Genomic DNA, 17,935 nt, shown 5'->3' with positions numbered 1-17,935 from the left:
TCGCACCGCCCCGGCAACAAGGCAACAGGTCCTCTACCTCACCGTCAGGAGCCAGCGGGTGCTGCGCGAGCTGCTCGCAGCGTACGCCGCCGACCTCGCGGCCCGATGCGACCGGAGCCCGTCCCTCACCCCGGACCCGACGACCGCGCGGCCGTGAAGGGCGACGGGCAAACGTGCCGCCCCGCGATGGACCGTCGTCACGCGGCCGCGTAGCTGGCCCTAAGGAGCGGGACCGCCCGGTCAAGGTCTTCCGCCGAGCCGAGCCGATCCGCAGCTCGAGCGAGCCGCTGCCGTGGTGCCCGACATCGGTCACGTCACGGCTGAACCCCGCCTCCAAGGGAATGGACTTGGGGTTCACCCGCAAGAACACCAGGAGCGCGGCCGCGGCCGGCAGGATCTTCACACACGCGAAGTTGGACCGGTGTCGGTAGGCGATGTACTGCCGGAGCTCGACACGGTGGCCATCGCCCAAGGCGAGCAGCCGGGCATCGAGGTCGGCGTACAACTGCTGCAGGGCCGGCGAAGCACGCCCGATCGCCTCACGGACAGTCTTGCGCCCCGGGCCACTGGAGGCACGGCCGGCCCCGTCACCATCGTTCCTGACCAACGTACTTGGACCGCTGGGCACCGAGGCGTGCAGCTCCGGGGCCAGGATGTTCCCGTCGAAGCGCTGGTAGCGGACGAGGTCGATCCGGCGGTTCATCTCGTCGATCGCGTGGACCTCGTAGCGGCTGAATCCCGACGCGACGCACATGATCCGCGGACTGCTCCATTCGACACTGTCGGCAGCCTCGGCCCCGAGCCACCAGCGCCTCGAACTCGACCTTGTGGTCCCGCAACCGGGCAGAATAAAACAATGCCTGGTTGATCACGTTCTCTCTGCGCGAGCGCTTGTACTCGACTACGACCGGGCTGCCGTCCTCGTCGAGGCCCAGTGAGCCGATCCGGCCACCGGGGACCGGGCCGGTGGAGTACTCGGAGGCGAGGAACCGCGTGCCGAGCATGGTGTCCATGTTCTGCTCGATCAGGGTCTGGAGATGCCGCTCCAGTTCCACCTCCGATCCGACGACCTCCTCGGCCGACCCGCCGTCAACCCGGAACAGGCGCAGGCCCGTCATTTCTCCCCCCTGTAGCCAAGCGATCATGGTGACAGTCATCGTCGGTATGTGTCATCTATCGGCGGTAGTCGCAGCTGATCACGTACTTCGCCTCATCCGGCAGATCGTTGCCAGCGGATGGGGATCCGCTCGGCTCTCCTGCTGAAACTCGCGACAGAAGTTGCCCATCACCGCGGCGACCGGTGCGTAACGGACAAGGAGCGCCGCGACCGACGCGGGGACTCCCCCTGGGGGCGCCCCTTGGGCACACGCGTTCACAAACGTTTTGCGTTCTTCCGGTGTGTCCGTAGAGAGCGACGGCCAGCCGGTTCATCAGGTGGGCGACGGCATAGCACTGGTCGTAGGTGCGGTGCTGGTCGAAGAAGTCGGCCTCGTCCCGTGTGAGGTCGAAGCGTGAGGAGATCGCGGGGCCGTAGCTGGTGAAGAAGAGCCGTCGGCCGTCGGTGAGGATGTTCTCGAAGCGGGCGTCGAAGTGCAGAAGTCCGCGGGCGTTCATGAACGAGATGCCGGCTTTCAGCTCGCCGTCGACCATGGCGCAGACCCGTTCGGCCGCCTCGTCGCCGGCCCCGATCTGGACGCCCGGCCAGTCGTGCAGGGTCCGCGGGATGTACTCCGGGAACAGCACAAGGCTTGCCGCGGAACGCTGGAGCGCTTCGGCCCGTCGGCGTACCGCTGATCCGCCTCCCCAGTAGGCGACAGCTCGCTCCACATCGGCCAGTTCCTCGGGCAGTGGCTGGCCAGAGTCTGGGACCACCCGCCAGTGGTACATCAGAGGGAAGCGCTCGTAGTCTCCCGCGACCACCCAGTTCGTCGGCATGGTGTGCGCGGCCAGGCCCCGAACCCCGGGCCTCCGATGGTGCCGATGTCGTAGTGACAGAAGGCCGGGAGTCCGAACGGATTCGCGGTGGAGCGAACATGCTCCGGCCGTCGCTCCAGATCGGTCAGCCGTACCTGCTTGAAGAAGACCCGGGTTCCCTCGACCTCCAGCAGGACCGTCGTCCCACCGGTGCCCGACCCCAGCGGTGCGCCGGCGTCCACGAACTCGCGCAGACTGCGGTCACTGCGCAGCGCCAGCGATGTGGAAACGGCGCCGTGGGCGGCCAGACGAGCACCGCGGGACACGTCAGGGCCCTTCACTCACTCCTCCAACCGTGCCCCGCCTCCTGTTCAACAGCTCCAGCGGACGCCGGGACGGGGTCCAAAGACCACCCTCCCACGCAGAGCCGGTGAGAGGCGGCGTAACTGGAGGTGCTGCAGGTGGGGTTGAGGTCGCATGACGAAAACCGAAGAGCCTGCCGAGAATTCCCGCGCACTTGCTTACCGGCGCCGTTTATCGCTGTCCGCGCGTACCGTCAGCCACCTCGCCGGTCTGCTGCGACGCCATCTGAAGCTGATCCGGTCCAGGTGGCGGATCCTGCCGCCCGGAAGGATCGCGGTGATCGTCCTGGCCGTGCTGCGTCATGACCAGCGCTTGGCCGACACGGCTGGCGGCAACGACGTGTCCGAGTCCACCGTTCGCCGTTGGCGCGACGAGCTGATCGGACTGCTCGCCGCGCAGGCGCCGCGGCTGGACCGTGCCCTGCGGAAGGTCGTCAGGCGGGGTGGGGAGGTGGTCCTGATCGATGGCACCCTCATCCGCACCAGACGCCGTACCGGAAAGGCCGACCGGCGGAACTGCTCCGGCAAGCACCGCAGCCATGGCCTTCACTTCCTCGCCCTGATCGACGAGAACGGGCGCCTGATCTGGGTATCCGCTGCCCGGCCCGGCAGCACCCACGACAACACCGCCGCCCGTCACGACCATATCCTGGTCCCCTGCGCGCCGCCGGCCTCGGAGCGCCGGCCGACCTCGGCTTCCGCGGCCTGGGCAACGACATCCTCGATCCTGTGGTCGTCACCGGCTACATCGCCCCCCCGGACCCACAAGCTCACCCCGGGGCAGAAGCAAGCCAACAAGGTCCTCGCAATCGGACGGTCACCGGTCGAGCACGGCTTCGCCCACCTCAAGAACTGGCGGATCCTTACCAAGCTCCGCACCGATCCCGCTCGCGCCCCCCGCCTCCTGCGTGCTCTGCTCGTCCTGACGAACCTCGAGATCAACCGCTGACGGACGGTCTTCTCCGCGGACTCCCGCCCACGACCAGCACGAGCACCCCGGGGACCGGTCACACCAGTCCTTCGCACTGGAACTTCAGGTTGGCGGAGGCTCTATGACTCGCATCGCTCAGTACCAAGGGCGACGTAGGGTGGTCGGACCGCCGAGTGGATGATCGGGGTGTGCAGGCGCGGCCTCCACGCGAACGCCGCTCCTGTGCGGTGGATGACACGAAACCCGGCCACCGCGGTTCGGACCATGTGACGGAGGCGAATGTGTTGATCACTGTTGCGGACGTGGAAGCTGCGGCCGAGCAGATCAGTGAACATGTCATACGGACCCCGACCGTGCCGAGTCCCGGGCTCGCCGCGCTCCTGGGCGCGGATGTCACCGTGAAACTGGAACTGCTGCAGCACACCGGCTCCTTCAAGGTACGTGGAGCAACGGCAAAGCTGCTCATGCTCAGTGAGGTTGAGCGGGCTGCCGGGGTCGTTGCGGTAAGTGGCGGCAACCATGGCATCGGGGTCGCGGTCACGGCCGGCGCACTGGGCATCAAAGCGACCGTCGTCATGCCACGGTCCGCCCCCGATCGTGCCGTGGGTATCGCCGAGTCCTCCGGAGCGGACGTCATCCTCGCCGACACCATGGAAGGCGCGTTCGGCCTCGTGGACGAGTTCCAGGCCGAGGGGCTCACCCTGATCCACCCCTTCGACGATCCCCTCGTCATTGCCGCTCAGGGCACGGTGGGGCTGGAATTCGCGGAGGATGCCGGGGAACTCACCGATGTACTTGTCAGTATCGGCGGCGGGGGGCTGATCGCCGGAGTCGCCACCGCGCTGCACGCGCGCCGTCCCGGTGTACGGATCTGGGGTGTGGAAACCGAAGGTGCGCGAGCGATGTCGGCGGCTTTGGCCTCCGGCGGTCCGGTGCCGGTCGAGCTGTCCTCGATCGTCTCGACGTTGAGCGCTCCCAGCGTTTCGCAGCTCACCTACGAGCATGTCTCAGCGCTGGTCACCGAGGTCCTCACGGTGACCGATGCCGAGGCGGTACAGGGCACCCTTGACCTGGCTGATCACGCGAAGGTGTGGGCTGAGCCCGCCGCCGGGTGTCTGCTGCCCGCAGCGCGCCGGGTGCTGGAGCGTGTCGGTGAGGGCGCCAGACTTGGCCTGGTGGTCTGCGGTGGCAACGCGGTGACCACTGATGTGGCCGCTTGGTCCAAGCGCTTCGAACTGTGCTGACCGCGCAGGTTCCAGCAGGCACCCGGCCTCCGGCGGGAGAACCTCATGCTCCCGGTATCACGCGGCAGTGCCCAGCTTCTGCCACGGCTGGTCAGCAGTAGGAGAGGCTGGGCCCTCGTCCAAGGCGATCTCAGAGCCGGGTGCAGACGGCGCCGGGCCGTGTCGCCGAACCAGCCCGCGGCCCCGGTCGGGACGTCGCCCCGGGCAACGCCGGTCCGCAGGACGTACATGCTGCGCGGTCACCCCTCCACCCCCCGCCCTGGGCCCGGTGTGACAGACCCGTGTGACAGCGCCCGCCCGCCGACACGCCCCGTCTCGTTGCCCGTTGCCCCTCCCCAGGCGCAACGGGCAACTCCTACCACGCCCCTGGCCGGGCCGGAATCGTGGTGGAGATGAAGACCACGCACCTTCCCGGCCGCGGCCTGGTCGCCGCCGTCATCTCCTCGATCGGTGTCCGCCACGACGGCGCCCACGACCTCGTCACCGACGGGCCCTGCCTCGATCTCCGCTACGCCCCCTGCGCAACCCGGCCGACGACCCCGCGATGCGCTTCCGCACCTGCCTGGACGGCGACGTCTGCGCCCGCGTTCTGAAGACACCCGTGCCCCGGTCCTGATCAACCGGACCGCCGTCCAGCTCCGCGTCCCGGCCCGCGAAGTCCCCCGTGGGCCGCCTCGTCCGCCTCACGGTCGCCTGCCCCGGCGGCCGGCACCGAGGTGTTGACCGGACTGCCGTGAGACATGTCGAGTTGCGGCACACCCGCCCAGCCGACTGTGAGGGAGTGGCTTCGACAGGCGAGCAGAGGGTCGATCACCCTTCCGGACGGGACTGGGCCAGGGGACCGGGCAGCCACGCGAAAGACGACCGCTTTGTGAGCCGACTTTCAGTCCGGCACCGAGGTGCCGTCAGCCCGATGAGGTCACTTCGGGCTGTTGAGGATGTCCCCGGCTGCCGAGCGGAAGCTCTTCACGGCCTGGTGGAGGATGTGTTCTTTCCCGGTGGCAAGGGCAGTGTTTGCTGCCAGGTGAGAGTCGTCTCCCACGTGAGCGTCCTGCACCATCCGCCGCATGACGCCGGAAAGGACGCGGGATGCCTGGGCCACGTGGTCGGCCGCCTCCACCACCGACGAGGGTCCTTCGATGATGACCACTTCGGCCGCGCGGTGCACCTCGCGCGCCAGGGTGATGAACCGCTGAACCTTTTCGTCGACGTCCTGCAGGTCGGGGTCGTGTGCTTTGAGCGCGTCAAGGATGGCGTCCATGGCTATGTCGCGATCGTGCAGTGCACCGAGGTAGTTCGCATAGGCGTCCCTGCGGTGCTGCCTGCGCCACTGGTCGAACTGCGAGCGTGCCGCCACACGCCCACTGACGACTGCCGCGCCGAGAGTGGCGAGGGAGCCGACGACGGTACCGAGTACTGCGGCCAGTCCAGCATCCATGAGCATTCTGCCGTCACTTCGCCGTAGTCCGGTAAAGCAGCGCCGGGGCTGCCGAGAAGGTCGGCCGGCCGGTCTGGGGGTGCGGGGCGGTGGGTGCGGTGTGGAGATCGAGCATCACCATGTCGACCAGCCCGTCCTGACTTCCTCCCCTCCCGCCTGATCCGCCCGGCACACCAGGAGGGGCGGCCACCCGGGCCTGCCGGGCAGCCGCCCCTCGGGGAAGGAGTGTGGGGCGCGCATCAGGCCGAGGGCGCCGAGCACATCGTGGCGGGTGATCAGAGGCACCGCCAGGCAGGAATGCGCCCCGGCTCGGGCGAAGGCGTCGGCGGCTTCCGGGTCGCGGGCGATGCCCGGCGGATCGCCCGGTCCCAAGACGATGGGGTGACCACCGTCATTGCCCCACGCCTCGGTGGCGTCGTCGGCCCAGGGCGTGCCGGAAGAACGAGGCGGGCGTGTACGGGCTCTGAGGGGCTCGGCCGGATCCGGCCGGATCGCCCGATATGGGGGACGTCTGCCGGCGGCGGGCTTCCGGCCAGGCGGCCGAGGCCGTGACGGCGAGGACGGACAGGAGGACGAGGGCCGCGGCCGGGGCGAGCACGGTCCAGGGGGCGAGTTCGGCGTAGGGCTGGTTCTCGGAGAGCAGACGGCCCCATTCGGGGGTGGGGGGCTGCTCGCCGAGGCCGAGGAAGCCGAGTGAGGCCAGGACGAGGACGGTGGTGGGCAGCCGCAGCAGCGCGTTGCGCAGCAGGGGACGGGTGAGCGCGGGCAGCAGGTGGCGGCGGAGGAGGTGGAGCCTGCCCGCGCCGAGGGAGAGGGTGGCGGCGATGTGGCCGCTCGCCCGTTCCTGCTCGTACAGGGCGGCGCTCTGGGCCGCGTACGGGGTCCATCCGACGGCGCAGACGGCGCAGGCGGCCCCCCAGACCGAGGGGCCGGCGGCCGCCGTCACGAGGAGCCCCGCGAGGACGGCGGGGACCGTCGCGACCACCTCGGTCAGCCCCGCGCTCAGGCGCGGGAGGAAGCCCAGGAGCAGGCCGGTCAGGGCACTGGCCAGGGTCACGGCGAGGGCCACCCCCGCGGTCCGCAGCGCGCCGTGGCCGAGCCGGGCGAGCAGGTCGCGGCCCAGGGAGTCGGTGCCCAGCGGATGGGCGGGGCCGGGCGGGAGCAGCCGTGCCGCCGTGTCGACGTGCGAAGGGTCGCGCAGCAGACCCGCTACCACGAGCGCGGCGAGGATCAGGGCGCATCCCGCGGCGATGAGGCTCCGGACGCGTCCGGTGGCCGCCTCGGGCGGCGGTGGCAGGGCGGGCAGGGCCCCGTCGTGCAGCGGGCGCCCGAGGAGGGCCCGGCGCAGTGCCTGAATGAGGAGACCGGCGGCGGTACCGAGCAGCACGAGCGTGAGGGTCGCCGTCTGGAGCGGCGGCAGGTCTTGCGCGAGGGCGGCGTCGAGGGCGAGCCGGCCGAGCCCGGGGACGTTGAAGATCTGCTCCACCGCGACCGCGCCGCCCACCAGGGCGACGACGGTCGGCAGCAGTTGGGGCAGGACGCCGGGCAGGGCCCGGCGCAGCGCGTGCCGGGCGACGTGCCCGGGCGGGAAGCCGACGGCGTGCCAGGTCCTGGCCCAGGGTTCGCGGAAGGCGGCCGGCAGCGCCTGGTCGAGCAGCCCGCCGATCATCGCGCCGGACGGGATGCCCAGGGCGAGCGCGGGCAGCACCATCGACGCCGGGCCCTCCCACCCGCCCGACGGGAACCAGCCAAGCCACACCCCGCCGGCCAGGGCGAGCAGGGAGGCGAGGAGGAACTTGGGCAGCGCGGCCAGCACGGCCGCGGTCGTGCCCGACCGTTCCGCGCGGAGCTTTCGCCGGGCCCCGAGACGCAGGGTGCGGGCACAGATTCCGGCGGAGACCAGGACGGTGACGAGGAGCGCGCCCAGCATGAGGGTCAGCGAGACCCCGAACGCGGCGGTCACCTGCGGCAGCACCGGTTCCCCGGACACCCAGGAGGTGCCGGCGTCGCCGCTCGGCAAGCCGCCGAGCCACGCGGCGAAGTGGGCGAAGGGCCCCTCGTCCAGTCCGAGCTCGTCACGTACGGCGGCGAGTTCGGCCGGTGTGGGGTCCTGGTCGGCGGAGCGGGCCCGCAGCACGGTGAGGGCTGGATCGGTCCGCGACAGCCACGGCAGCAGGGCCACGACGGACAGGACCGCCACCCCGGCCGCCACCCGCCCGGCGCCCGCGCCCAGGCGTGACCGACGAGCGGACGAGGCACCGTGCACGCTTCCCATTCCCGCTACTTGCGGCGGGTGTCGAGGGTGATCAGGGCGCGCTCGCGGGGGTCGAGGGTCACGCCCTCGACGCCGGCGGCGATGCCCTGGACGACCTTCTCGTGGACGAGCGGCACGACTGCGTCCGTCCGCAGGATCACCGCCTCGGCCTCCATGACCTTCCGCTGGCGCTTCGCCGTGTCGCTCTCCTCGGCGGCGGCGCGGACGGCCCTGTCGACCGCCGCGTCCTTCAGGCCGGCGATGTTGTAGACGCCGGTGCCGGTGAAGTCGCTGGCGAGGTAGGCGACGGCGTCACCGGTGTCGAGCAGGGTGACCCGGGAGAAGACGAGGGCGTCGTACTTCCCGGCGAGCAGGTCGGCCTCCATCTGCGTGTACTCGCGGACGTCCTGCTTCACCGTGAACCCGGCCTTCTCCAGATGCTGCTGGAGCACGCTCGCCGCCTCGGGCAGCTCGGCGCGGTTGGTGTACGTGGCCAGGCGCAGCGTCCGGCCCGCGGCCTCGGCCCGCACCTGGTCCGGCGTCGCGGCCCGAGCGCGGCCGGTCACCGCGACGCGCCGGTCGGCGGCCCAGGGGACGGCGGGCCCGAACAGGCCCCGGGCCGGATCGGCGTAGCCGCCGAAGACGGAGTCGACGAGGGCGGAGCCGTCCACGGCTTCCCGGGCAGCCGCGCGCAGCGCGGAATCGGCGAAGAGGCCGCCGCCGGTGTTCAGGACCAGGCTGTCGGTGCGCACGGAGGGCACCTCGTGCCGGGTCGCCTCGTCCAGGAGCTTCGCCTGGGCGGTGGGGATCCACTCGGCGATGTCCACGTCGCCGGACCGCAGGGCGTTGGCGCGGGCGGTGCCGTCGGCGATCCAGGTCACGTCGATGCCGGCGGACTTCGCCTTGCCGCCCCAGTAGCCGTCGTACCGGTCGAGAGCGGCCTTGGTCTTGCCGGTGAGCCTGGTGATGCGGAACGGGCCGGTGCCGGTGCCGACCGGGGTCGCGGTGCCGTCCGTCGCGTACGCCTTCGCCGACAGGATCGCGAGGGCCGGGCTGGCGAGGCGGAGCGGCAGGACGGGATCGGCGCTCTTCGTGGTCAGCGTCACGGTGTCGGCGTCGACGGCGCGGGCGGTCAGGTCCACATCGCTGAGCACGCGGGGCTTGGGGGAGACGTGACCGGCGTGGGCGAGGGCTTCGACCACGGCCTGCGCGGTGACCGGCGTGCCGTCGTGGAAGGTCGCCCGGCGCAGCTCGAAGGTCCAGACGGTGGCGGAGTCCCGCTTCCAGGACGTGGCGAGCGCGGGGGCGGCGGCGCCCTTGGCGTCCAGGGCGGTGAGGCCCTCGGCGACCGAGAGCTTGTTCAGCACGGTGGCGTCGTTGCTGTACGGGGAGAGGGCCTTGACCGGCGGCACGGCGAGGGCGACCCGCAGCCGGCTCGCCGCGTCCTCCTGCCCGTCGCCGTCGGCCCCGCCGGAATTCTGGCTCGGCGCGAAACAGCCGGTCAGCAGGGGAGCGAGGGCCAGGCCCACGAGGAGACCGCGGGTGGTGGTGCGCATGGAGAAGTCCTGTCGGATGAGCGGGGCGAAGCGCCCGGGAAGGGGGAGGGGCCCCGGGTGACAGCAGCCTATAAGGATAGGCTTACCGAACTTTACTCGGGTGGGTCAATTTTCAACCATGGAGACCACCCCCAGCTCCGCCTCCCCGGCAACGCCGCGGACAGCAGTCCGACCGCCCCCTCCCACAGCACCCCGAAGGCACCCACGCATGACCCCGCTCGCCCGGCTCCTCGTCGCCAGTCAGTTCGCCTTCAACGTGGGCTTCTTCGCCGTCCTCCCCTATCTGGCCGACCACCTGGGCGGCACCCTCGGACTCGGCGGCGCCCTCGTGGGGTTCGTCCTCGGCCTGCGGACCTTCAGCCAACAGGGCCTGTTCGTCGTCGGCGGCGCCCTCACCGACCGGTACGGCCCGCGCCCAGCCGTCCTCGTCGGCTGCGCCCTGCGCGTCGCCGGATTCGTCTGGCTCGCCTTCGCCGCCACCGCCTGGACCGTGATCGGAGCGGTGGTCACGGTCGGCTTCGCCGCCGCGCTCTTCTCGCCCGCCGTCGAGTCCGAGATCGCGCGCGAAGCACTCCGGGCCGAACGCGACGGAGGCCCCCGCCGCACCCGCACCCTCGCCCGCTTCTCCGCCGGCGGCCAGGCCGGCGCCCTCCTCGGCCCCGTTCTCGGCACGCTCCTGCTGTACGGCGGCGGCTCCGGCCACTTCCGTACCGCCTGCCTGGCCGGCGCGGGCGTCTTCCTCGTCATCCTGGCCGCCCACGCCGGGCTCCTGCCGCGCCGCACCGCACGCGCGGCGGACGCGGAGCGGCGTGATCCCTGGCGGACGGTCCTCGGCAACCGCTCCTTCCTCCTCCTCGCCCTCGCCTACTCGACCTACCTCCTGGCCTACAACCAGCTCTACCTGGCGCTCCCCGCCGAACTCGACCGCGCGACCGGCTCCCAGGCCGCACTCGGCTGGCTCTTCGCCCTCTCCTCCGTGCTCGTGGTATTCGGATCCACCACGGTCGAACGGCTCACCGCGACCCGGCTCGGCAGCCCGGCCATGATCCGTGCCGGACTGCTGCTGATCGCCGCCGCCTTCGCCACCACCGGAGCCCTGCGGACGCTCGACGGCCCGGCGGGGGCCATCGCCTTCACCGTGCTGCTCACCCTCGGTCAGATGCTGGTCCTGCCCGCCACCCGGGCGCTCCTCCCCGACCTCACCGGCGAGACGCGCATCGGCCTGGCCACCGGGGCGCTCTCCTCGCTCTCCGGCCTCGTCGTCCTTGCCGCGGGCGCCCCCATCGGGGCGCTGCTCGACCACGACGGCCCCGCCCCCTGGCTCCTCCTCGCGACGATTCCCCTCCTGGGACTGGCCCTCGTGCCCCGCCACCGACCGGACGGACCTGGAGCGGCGTCCGCGCCCGGCAGCGGTCGACGGCGGCGGGCAGTTCTTCACCGGGGGTGAGCGCTGCGTCCGGCCCCGGGGGAGTGGTCCCCCGGGGCCGGACGTGGAAGGGGTGGAGATCAGCGGCTGAGGGTCGGCCGCGGCTGTAAGGAAGTGTCCATGAGGCATTCCTGCCGGTACGGCGCCGACCAGAGCATGGGCCGGTAAAGGAGTGTTGGGTCGGCCGGTCCGGGCGGCGTGGGGCGGCGCGTACGGCGTCGATGTCGAGCAGTACCACGTCGACCACCCCGTCCTGACCTCCTCCACCCCCGCCTGATCCCGCCCGGCGCACCGGGAGGGGCGGTCACCCGGACTCCCGGGCGGCCGCCCCTCCCGGCGCCCGGCTCCTACGCCGGTGCCGTCTCCGCCTTCGTCTTCGGGTGCAGTGCGGTGAGCGGTGAACGCCGGCCCTTCCCGACCCGGCGCAGCTCCTCCCCGTCGATCCCGGGGTGCGCGGCGGGCAGGGCGTCGATGTCGGCGGTGCGGTAGAGCGGTACCTGGACCGCCACGGCCCTCGAGGTGCCGAACCGCACCTCGGCCCACTCCGCGGCCCCCTCTCCGTCGGTGTGCGCGGGAGGGGGCCGCGCGGGCCGGCGTCCGGATTCACCGGGTCCGGTGAATCCGGTGTCAGGGGGAGGGGCAGGGTCCCGGGGTCCGGACGAGGGAGGCGCGGGTGCCGCCGACGACGATGTCGGTGCCGTCGGACAGCCGGATGTGCAGGGCGTTGACGACGAGACCGCGCCCGGCGCCGTAGACCTGCTGCTCGTTGAGGGTGACCGTGCCGAGTTGCGCGAGGGTGATGACGGTGTTCGGTGCCGGGTGGGCGGCGAGCGTGGTGTTGCCCACGCGGGCCCCGGTCAGGGTGGTCGCGCCGGTGACGGTGATGGTGCCCAGTGCCGTGGGTGCGGTCGCGGTAGCCGTGGCGGTCGCCGTGCCCGCGCTGACCAGGCCGCCCAGGAGGTGCAGCCCGTTCACGGTGGCGGTGGAGGTGGCCGTACGAGCGCCGCCGGTGCCCGCGGTGCCCGCCGCGTGGGTCGTGGCGGAGTTGAACGAGCCGGTGGAGGAGCCGACATGGGTGTTGCCGAGCTGGGCGTCGTCGACGGCCGGATCCTCGGTGCAGGTGACGTCCGCAGGGGCCAGTGGCGCGGCCGGGGCAGCCGTGACGGCCTGCGCGTGCGCGTCCATGAGCAGCGCCACGAACGTCACCGAGGCGCAACCGGGCGGGTCGATGCCGTGCCGGGCGGTTGTCGCCGCGGCGCACAAGGTGTAGGTGCCGCTGCGGGCCGAGGTCACCCGGACCGTGATCGTGCAGGACTCCTGCCCGGCAACGAGGTCGCCGCCGGAGGTGAGGCCCTGCCCGTCGGGGTTGACGGCGACCGTGCCGGAGGGGCAGTCGGTGGTGGCGGAGCCGGGGACGGCGAGGAGTCCGGACGGCAGCTGCTCGGTGAAGGACCAGCCGCGCTTCGCCGCCCTTTCGGTGGTGTTGGTGACGGTGAAAGTCAGCGTGGTCGAGTCATCGACGCCCACCTGGTCGGGATCGAAGGCCGTGCTGAGCTGCGGAGTGGCGTCCAGGATCCGGAGATTGTCGATCGCGCCGTCGTTGCCGGTCCCGCTGGCCTGCGCGTTGACCATGCGTACGCCGGCCGAGGAACCGGAGAGGAGCACGGCGTCGTCACCCGCGTAGGTGCCGACGTGCGTGCCGTTCCCGGTGACGGTACCGGCGTCGTCGCACGTGTCGACGGGATCGGTGAACGCCGGGACGACCCGCTGCCCGTCGAGGAGCGAGAACTCCAGCAGCGGGTGCGCGGCGAAGCAGTTGACGGCCGCCGCGTCCACCGAGAAGGTCAGGAAGCGGCCGGTCGCCGCCACCGGCACGGGCTGCACCGTCTCCAGCTGTGTCTTGCCGGCTCCCGGATTCCCTGCGGTGTACGCGGTGACGGCGTGGTTGCCGGCCGGATCGCCGCCGGCCCATTCGGCCAATGCCGACGCCATGGCCTGCTGCGAGGGCCAGGACGACCCGCAGCCACTGCCCGCCGGGGCGGTGGCGGGGTCGGCCGCCGAGACCAGCCAGCCGTTGCAGGCGGTCAGCCAGGCCGGGTCGGCGGTGTACGTCTCGGCGAGCGGCGGAGCCCCGGTGTACGCGGTCAGCGGGCGGGGAGCGCCCGGGTCGTTCTCGAATCCCTCCTCGAAGAGCACGGTCGCCGCACGCGGCGCGGGTGCGGACACGGCCGCGGTTCCGGTGGGCGCGGGTGCGTCCGGTGCGGCGGCCGCGGGCAGTGCGGTGGCCAGTGCCGCCGCACACGCCAGACCGGATGACACGGCGGCGCGCAAGAACGGTACGGTCCGGCGCGGCCGACCCGGTAGGTGTCTGTGCACCTCTTCCCCTCCTCGACTTGTCCCGCGTACCGCAACCGTGGCCTGCGGTACGTCCGTCGCCGGGCGGCGCGGGCCCCCGACGGTCGCGGCCGGACCCGACAGGCGGTACCCGGTCGCGAAACGGTGGCCAGTCTGGCTGCCGCGCCCGCACCCGGCATCGGCGCACACAGGAGGGCAGGGTGGCGCACTCCGGGCGCATGCATCCTCAGATCCCCTCTGGCTACGCCAAAAAAGCTGAGTGGATCGACGCCGTCGATCCCACCCAGTGCACCACCGCGGCCGAGCCGGCCGGGCACGGCCTGAACACCGAGTCCGTGCGGATTCCGATCGGCGGCCGCACGGTCCGCCGACGACCGCGCGACGGCGAGGCCCCGGCCGAGTCGTCGCACATCCCCTTCCCCCGGCCCCAGCGGCCCACCGACCCCTGCCCGGGCGCACCCGCCCGGGCTCCGTCCTTCCACATCTCCCGGAGGTCCCCCGTGATGTCGCACCTGCCCGTTTCCCAGGCTCCCCGCCGACTTCCTGCCCGCTCGTCACCTGCCCTCCGAGGAATTCCCCGCGTGCGGGCTCGACGCCCTGCGCGGAACGATCGCCGACGGCGGCACCGTGCTCCTGGAGGACGGCACCTACGAGACGCCGCTGACGACGGGCGAGAGCCCGGTCCCGTACTGGTGGGCGGTGAGCGGACAGCGAGCCCGGCCGCTGCCCGACGGCACCGCCGCCGGTACGGCCTGCCCGATAGCGCACACGGCCGTCTGCCCCAGCCGCCCGTTCCCGCTGGAACACCCGGTCCTCCAGGCTCGCTGGCACCTGAACCAGGACCGGGCCTCCTGCGCACGCGCGCGGATCGTGTCCGCGCCGACGTCGGGGGCCGGGCGGTTCAACTGCTGGGCCCGGAGGTGGCCGCGGCGTTCGGTTTCGGGGATGCGGCGCAGGACGGTGCGGCAGTCCACACCCGCTTCGCGGCCGATCGCGGTCGTGGACTGCCCGGCCCGGAAGCGGGCCAGGATCTCCTCGTCCGAGAGCTCCAGCACCATCCGGACACCGCCTGGCCTCGGCCGCGCAGAACGAGGCAGCGGGACGGGGGCTTCCCCGGGTGTACGGCCGCGCCAGTCGGCGTCGGGGATCCGGGCCCGGATCGTACGGGGAGAGACGCCGAACTCGCGGGCGAGCGCGTAGGCGCTCTCCCCCGCCGCGTACCGGCGGCGGACCTCCTCGTGGACCAGCACCCGCCGAGACCGGGTCCGGGACTTCGCAGTGCGGCTGCGAGAGCGGAACAGGTCGTCGGGAATCCTGCGGCGGATCGTGGAGGGATGCACCCGTAGAGCTTCCCGAGCTCGGCCACGGTCGCGCCCTCCGTGCACCGGGCGACGATCTCATCCTGCGGCAGGAGTTCGCCCTGCCGCTCGACGGCGAGCCAGGCCGCCTCCTGACGGGAACGCCGCTGGGACGGCTCCGGCCGGGCCACCACCGCGAGACTCGCGCCCTCGCGGTACCGGCGCCGGAGCCACGCCGACAGCGCCTTCACGTTCCGTACCACTTTGCCCCCCTTCCGTCTCCGGGCCGACGAGGCGCTTTCGCGAAGGGTGCGTCGGCACGACAACGGCTACGAGGGCGGCGCACCGTTGCGGAAGCAGGTGACCGCCGTGAAGACGGGCACGGAACCGGCACCGCGGGAGGGGCGCACACCAGCTCGCACGGCTCGCGATCACCCTCCGGCTGCTGTTCCGTCCTCTCTGTTCTGCTGGAGGAGAAATGGAACTGGCAGAGCCGTGCGGACACTTCTTGTCGTGGAGCTTCCCTTGAATGAACGGGTCCGGTCCGGTGACCGGGCGGCGTTCGCCGAGATCTTTGACGAGCATGCGCGCGTCGTCTACGCCCATGCCGTTCGCACGACGGGCGACTGGGCCCTCGCCGAGGACGTCATGTCCCTCGCCTTCCTGGGGGCATGGCGGTTACGCGACAAGCTGCGCGACGAGGTCAGAAGCGTCCGGGCATGGCTCTTGGGCATCGCGACCCATGTCATGCGCAACACCTCCAGGTCGGCTCGTCGGCACCGGGAGGCAATGTCCCGCCTGTCCCTTCCCGAACCGTTGCCCGACTTCTCGGACGAGGTGGTCGGGCAGATGGTCGATGCTCAGCGGCTGGCCGCCGCAGCCCGTGCCCTCCAAGGCCTGAAGCGGACCGAGCGCGAGGTCTTCGCTCTGGTGGTCTGGTCCGATCTGGGATACGCCGCAGCGGCCGAGGCTCTGGGAATCCCGGTGGGCACGGTGCGCTCCCGGCTTTCCCGCGCGAGAGAGAAACTGCGCCGGCTCGTTGGCGAGGAGCCGGCAGCGGATCCGCATGCTGTGGAACCGCAGAGCGGCAGCGGACACATACCGGATAACGGGGCGGCAGCAGCCCGCGCTTCCCACAGAAGGGGTACACGATGAACGCGGAGCAGCGGGAACAGGCAGCGCGGGAGCGGGCGAGGCGTGTCCTGCCGCCGGCCGCCCACCCGGATCCGGCGCCTGGACGAACGGAAGCCCGCCGCCGGCATTTCCTGCGCGAGGTCGACCGGCAGACGCGCGCCCGTTCGACCCGCCCTGTCTCGCGGCCGAAGCGACGCATGGCGCTGGTGCCGGGCGCAGTGGTGACCGCCGGCGCCACCGTCGTGGCTCTCAGCCCCGGATCGGGAACCACCGGTGCCCCGAACGTGCCGCCGGCCTCGGCGGCATCGGTCCAGGTGCTGGAGAGGGCCGCACTGGCTGCCAACGCGACGTCGCAGACGAAGGTGCTCGACGGGCAGTTCGTGTACGTCAAGACGGTCGGTTACACGTCGGTGCTGTCCGAGAAAAAGGCCGGGCAGATGGAGCTCCTGCGCGAGGACGAGGGCATGGAACAATGGACGTCGGTGGACGGCAGCAAGCCGACTCTGCAGCGCAAGGCCGGCAAGGAAAAGCTGCTGCCGCGAGAGGGCCCGGCCAATCTGAACTCACCGACGTACAACTTCCTGGCCGCCTTGCCGACCGACCCTCACGCGCTGTTGAAACAGATCCGTGAGGACGCGGAGAAGAACCACGGCGCCGGTTCGGACTCCACGACAGGCCCGGACCAGGAGGCCTTCGTCACGATCGGCGACCTGCTGCGCAACGGAGCGACTCCCCCCGCGACAACTGCTGCGCTCTACCGCGCCGCCGCCCTCATCCCCGGGGGCGACACCGCCCCCGACGCCGTGGATGCCGCCGGACGCCGCGGGGTTGCCGTCGCCCGAGTGCACGATGGCGAACGCAAGGAGTGGATCTTCGGCGCGAGCACGAACCGGCTCCTGGGCGAGCGCACGGTTCTCCTGAAGGACAACGCCTGGGGCAAGGCCGGCGCCGTCGTCACCTCCGTCGCCCTCGTCAGCAGCGGGATCACCACCGAGGCCGGACAGACGCCGTAAGAACTCGCACACAGGGTTTCACGCCGATTACTGGGCGTGTGGGGTCGAACATCAGGATGGTCGACCGCGCTGACAGCCGGGCCGGAAAAGCCTCAATCGTAGAAACCTCACCATTTGAACGAGAGATAATTTCCTGCTGTAACGCCCCGAAGATTACAGAAGTGGTGAGAGTCCCAATGAGCTGGTGTAGCGTGGGTTCGGGGAACAGAGAAGGCTGATGGCGCACGTTCTCCCTCGAACGGGCTGTCAGTGCCGCAACGGGGGAGACTGCGGCTCGAAGGGATTTCCGCACACTCGCCCCCCGTTTTACGCAGGATCAAAGAAAGCACGCGACCATGTCGCCTGTATCTGGGAATCCAGTCCTCGTCCAGAGCAGGTTCGGAAGAAAAGGAAATTTCGAGTTCCTCATCCCGTCCAATTCTGCGGGAATTCACTTCATGTGGCGCAACAACGATGCCGCTGGCATGCCCTGGAGTGCTCCCTTCACCTTCGCCCAGAACGTGGGAAGGGTCGACGCCATCACCATGATCCAGTCCAACTTCGGAAGCCCGGGAAACCTCGAACTCATCGCCCGTTCCGGAGACAAGCTCAACTTCTTCTGGCGCGACTCCGGGCCCGCCTTCCGATGGAGCGGACCATTCCGAATGGTGGTTGGGGCTGCATCCCTTCGAGCAATTCAGACACCGAACGGTCGATTCATTCAAGTGAACGGAACCGGCTTTTCCGAAAACTCAAGCGTCTCGATCGCATGCGATATTTTCACGAACGGTGGGCCCACGACCCATCAGACGGGAGAGCGGAACGACACCACTGAACCTCTTTCATCCTGGCCGCGGTTCGATCTCTAGAGCGCCGCTGACCTGCAGCGATACTCTCGATCTTCACCCTCGGAACCCCAGGATGAAAGAGGTTCACTGAGCCTTTTTCATCCTGAATAGTTGCAGGTCAGGAGGGTGTGGATGGCTTGGACGATGGTGCCGATGCGTCGGGTGGAGCATCTGGCCCGGCGG

At 71.0% G+C, this 17,935-nt stretch carries 14 protein-coding genes and 2 pseudogenes; 7 read left to right on the top strand and 9 right to left on the bottom strand.

The features are described 5' to 3' along the window. Positions 1-587: 587 nt before the first annotated feature. Together ACFYZY_RS27330 and ACFYZY_RS27325 are read right to left on the bottom strand one after the other, a co-directional pair. Positions 588-1,157, bottom strand: coding sequence for a hypothetical protein (locus tag ACFYZY_RS27330; protein ID WP_388699211.1), 570 nt, complete (start codon positions 1,155-1,157; stop codon positions 588-590). A gap of 39 nt (positions 1,158-1,196) precedes the next feature. Then, positions 1,197-2,240, bottom strand: a pseudogene (locus ACFYZY_RS27325) (protein kinase family protein). A gap of 151 nt (positions 2,241-2,391) precedes the next feature. Between ACFYZY_RS27325 and ACFYZY_RS27320 the strand changes: the two are divergent. The 3 genes from ACFYZY_RS27320 (at position 2,392) to ACFYZY_RS27310 (ending at position 5,044) form a co-directional block, all read left to right on the top strand. Further along, positions 2,392-3,225, top strand: a complete 834-nt coding sequence (locus ACFYZY_RS27320) for a transposase family protein (protein WP_388699208.1) — start codon at positions 2,392-2,394, stop codon at positions 3,223-3,225. A gap of 266 nt (positions 3,226-3,491) precedes the next feature. Further along, positions 3,492-4,451: a threonine/serine dehydratase gene (locus ACFYZY_RS27315; protein ID WP_388699329.1), complete on the top strand. Its 960-nt coding sequence runs from the start codon at positions 3,492-3,494 to the stop codon at positions 4,449-4,451. Positions 4,452-4,843: 392 nt separating this feature from the next. Beyond that, on the top strand, positions 4,844-5,044 hold the full coding sequence (locus ACFYZY_RS27310) for a hypothetical protein (RefSeq protein WP_388699205.1): 201 nt from the start codon (positions 4,844-4,846) through the stop codon (positions 5,042-5,044). 326 nt (positions 5,045-5,370) lie between these two features. Here ACFYZY_RS27310 and ACFYZY_RS27305 read toward each other — a convergent pair whose 3' ends face one another. The 3 genes from ACFYZY_RS27305 to ACFYZY_RS27295 all read right to left on the bottom strand — a co-directional run bounded on the left by ACFYZY_RS27305 (position 5,371) and on the right by ACFYZY_RS27295 (position 9,699). After that, entirely contained in the window at positions 5,371-5,889 is a 519-nt protein-coding gene (locus ACFYZY_RS27305) for a proline dehydrogenase (protein WP_388699203.1), read from the bottom strand. Between the two features lie 391 nt (positions 5,890-6,280). Continuing rightward, positions 6,281-8,164, bottom strand: a complete 1,884-nt coding sequence (locus tag ACFYZY_RS27300; RefSeq protein ID WP_388699200.1) for an ABC transporter permease subunit — start codon at positions 8,162-8,164, stop codon at positions 6,281-6,283. Positions 8,165-8,169: 5 nt separating this feature from the next. After that, the gene (locus ACFYZY_RS27295; protein WP_388699198.1) at positions 8,170-9,699 is read right to left on the bottom strand and encodes an ABC transporter substrate-binding protein; all 1,530 of its coding nucleotides are present in this window, start codon (positions 9,697-9,699) and stop codon (positions 8,170-8,172) included. A 208-nt stretch (positions 9,700-9,907) separates the two neighbouring features. Between ACFYZY_RS27295 and ACFYZY_RS27290 the strand changes: the two genes are divergently transcribed. Then, on the top strand, positions 9,908-11,146 hold the full coding sequence (locus ACFYZY_RS27290) for an MFS transporter (RefSeq protein ID WP_388699195.1): 1,239 nt from the start codon (positions 9,908-9,910) through the stop codon (positions 11,144-11,146). A 326-nt stretch (positions 11,147-11,472) separates the two neighbouring features. On the opposite strand, the gene ACFYZY_RS27285 is transcribed toward ACFYZY_RS27290, so the two are convergent. From ACFYZY_RS27285 to ACFYZY_RS27275, 3 genes are all read right to left on the bottom strand, one after another. Beyond that, entirely contained in the window at positions 11,473-11,634 is a 162-nt protein-coding gene (locus tag ACFYZY_RS27285) for a hypothetical protein (protein ID WP_388699192.1), read from the bottom strand. A 118-nt stretch (positions 11,635-11,752) separates the two neighbouring features. Next, positions 11,753-13,351: a choice-of-anchor P family protein gene (locus tag ACFYZY_RS27280; protein ID WP_388699189.1), complete on the bottom strand. Its 1,599-nt coding sequence runs from the start codon at positions 13,349-13,351 to the stop codon at positions 11,753-11,755. Positions 13,352-14,127: 776 nt separating this feature from the next. Continuing rightward, complete coding sequence (locus ACFYZY_RS27275; protein WP_388699186.1) at positions 14,128-14,538, bottom strand: hypothetical protein; 411 nt, start codon at positions 14,536-14,538, stop codon at positions 14,128-14,130. 753 nt (positions 14,539-15,291) lie between these two features. Here ACFYZY_RS27275 and ACFYZY_RS27270 point away from each other — a divergent pair. The 3 genes from ACFYZY_RS27270 to ACFYZY_RS27260 all read left to right on the top strand — a co-directional run bounded on the left by ACFYZY_RS27270 (position 15,292) and on the right by ACFYZY_RS27260 (position 17,773). After that, entirely contained in the window at positions 15,292-15,933 is a 642-nt protein-coding gene (locus tag ACFYZY_RS27270; RefSeq protein WP_388699183.1) for an RNA polymerase sigma factor, read from the top strand. Further along, positions 15,930-16,925: a CU044_5270 family protein gene (locus ACFYZY_RS27265; RefSeq protein ID WP_388699181.1), complete on the top strand. Its 996-nt coding sequence runs from the start codon at positions 15,930-15,932 to the stop codon at positions 16,923-16,925. The genes ACFYZY_RS27270 and ACFYZY_RS27265 overlap by 4 nt, the downstream gene beginning before the upstream one ends. Before the next feature lie 335 nt (positions 16,926-17,260). After that, positions 17,261-17,773 carry a hypothetical protein gene (locus tag ACFYZY_RS27260; protein ID WP_388699178.1) on the top strand — a complete coding sequence of 171 codons (513 nt, stop codon included), beginning with the start codon at positions 17,261-17,263 and terminating at the stop codon, positions 17,771-17,773. A gap of 77 nt (positions 17,774-17,850) precedes the next feature. Here ACFYZY_RS27260 and ACFYZY_RS27255 read toward each other — a convergent pair. Next, positions 17,851-17,935 (bottom strand): annotated as a pseudogene (locus tag ACFYZY_RS27255) (IS5/IS1182 family transposase); the annotation flags it as partial.

Source organism: Streptomyces sp. NPDC001744, assembly GCF_042892575.1.
GTDB lineage: Bacteria > Actinomycetota > Actinomycetes > Streptomycetales > Streptomycetaceae > Streptomyces.
The sequence above is the reverse complement of the archived record's forward strand: the minus strand, read 5'-3'. Positions and strand labels throughout refer to the sequence as shown.

Coding starts and splice junctions, on each gene's coding strand:
- ACFYZY_RS27330 (WP_388699211.1), bottom strand. CDS start 1,157: ATGACTGTCACCATGATCGCTTGGCTACAGGGGGGAGAAATGACGGGC.
- ACFYZY_RS27305 (WP_388699203.1), bottom strand. CDS start 5,889: ATGGATGCTGGACTGGCCGCAGTACTCGGTACCGTCGTCGGCTCCCTC.
- ACFYZY_RS27290 (WP_388699195.1), top strand. CDS start 9,908: ATGACCCCGCTCGCCCGGCTCCTCGTCGCCAGTCAGTTCGCCTTCAAC.
- ACFYZY_RS27320 (WP_388699208.1), top strand. CDS start 2,392: ATGACGAAAACCGAAGAGCCTGCCGAGAATTCCCGCGCACTTGCTTAC.
- ACFYZY_RS27300 (WP_388699200.1), bottom strand. CDS start 8,164: ATGGGAAGCGTGCACGGTGCCTCGTCCGCTCGTCGGTCACGCCTGGGC.
- ACFYZY_RS27295 (WP_388699198.1), bottom strand. CDS start 9,699: ATGCGCACCACCACCCGCGGTCTCCTCGTGGGCCTGGCCCTCGCTCCC.
- ACFYZY_RS27310 (WP_388699205.1), top strand. CDS start 4,844: ATGAAGACCACGCACCTTCCCGGCCGCGGCCTGGTCGCCGCCGTCATC.
- ACFYZY_RS27260 (WP_388699178.1), top strand. CDS start 17,261: ATGTCGCCTGTATCTGGGAATCCAGTCCTCGTCCAGAGCAGGTTCGGA.
- ACFYZY_RS27275 (WP_388699186.1), bottom strand. CDS start 14,538: ATGGTGCTGGAGCTCTCGGACGAGGAGATCCTGGCCCGCTTCCGGGCC.
- ACFYZY_RS27265 (WP_388699181.1), top strand. CDS start 15,930: ATGAACGCGGAGCAGCGGGAACAGGCAGCGCGGGAGCGGGCGAGGCGT.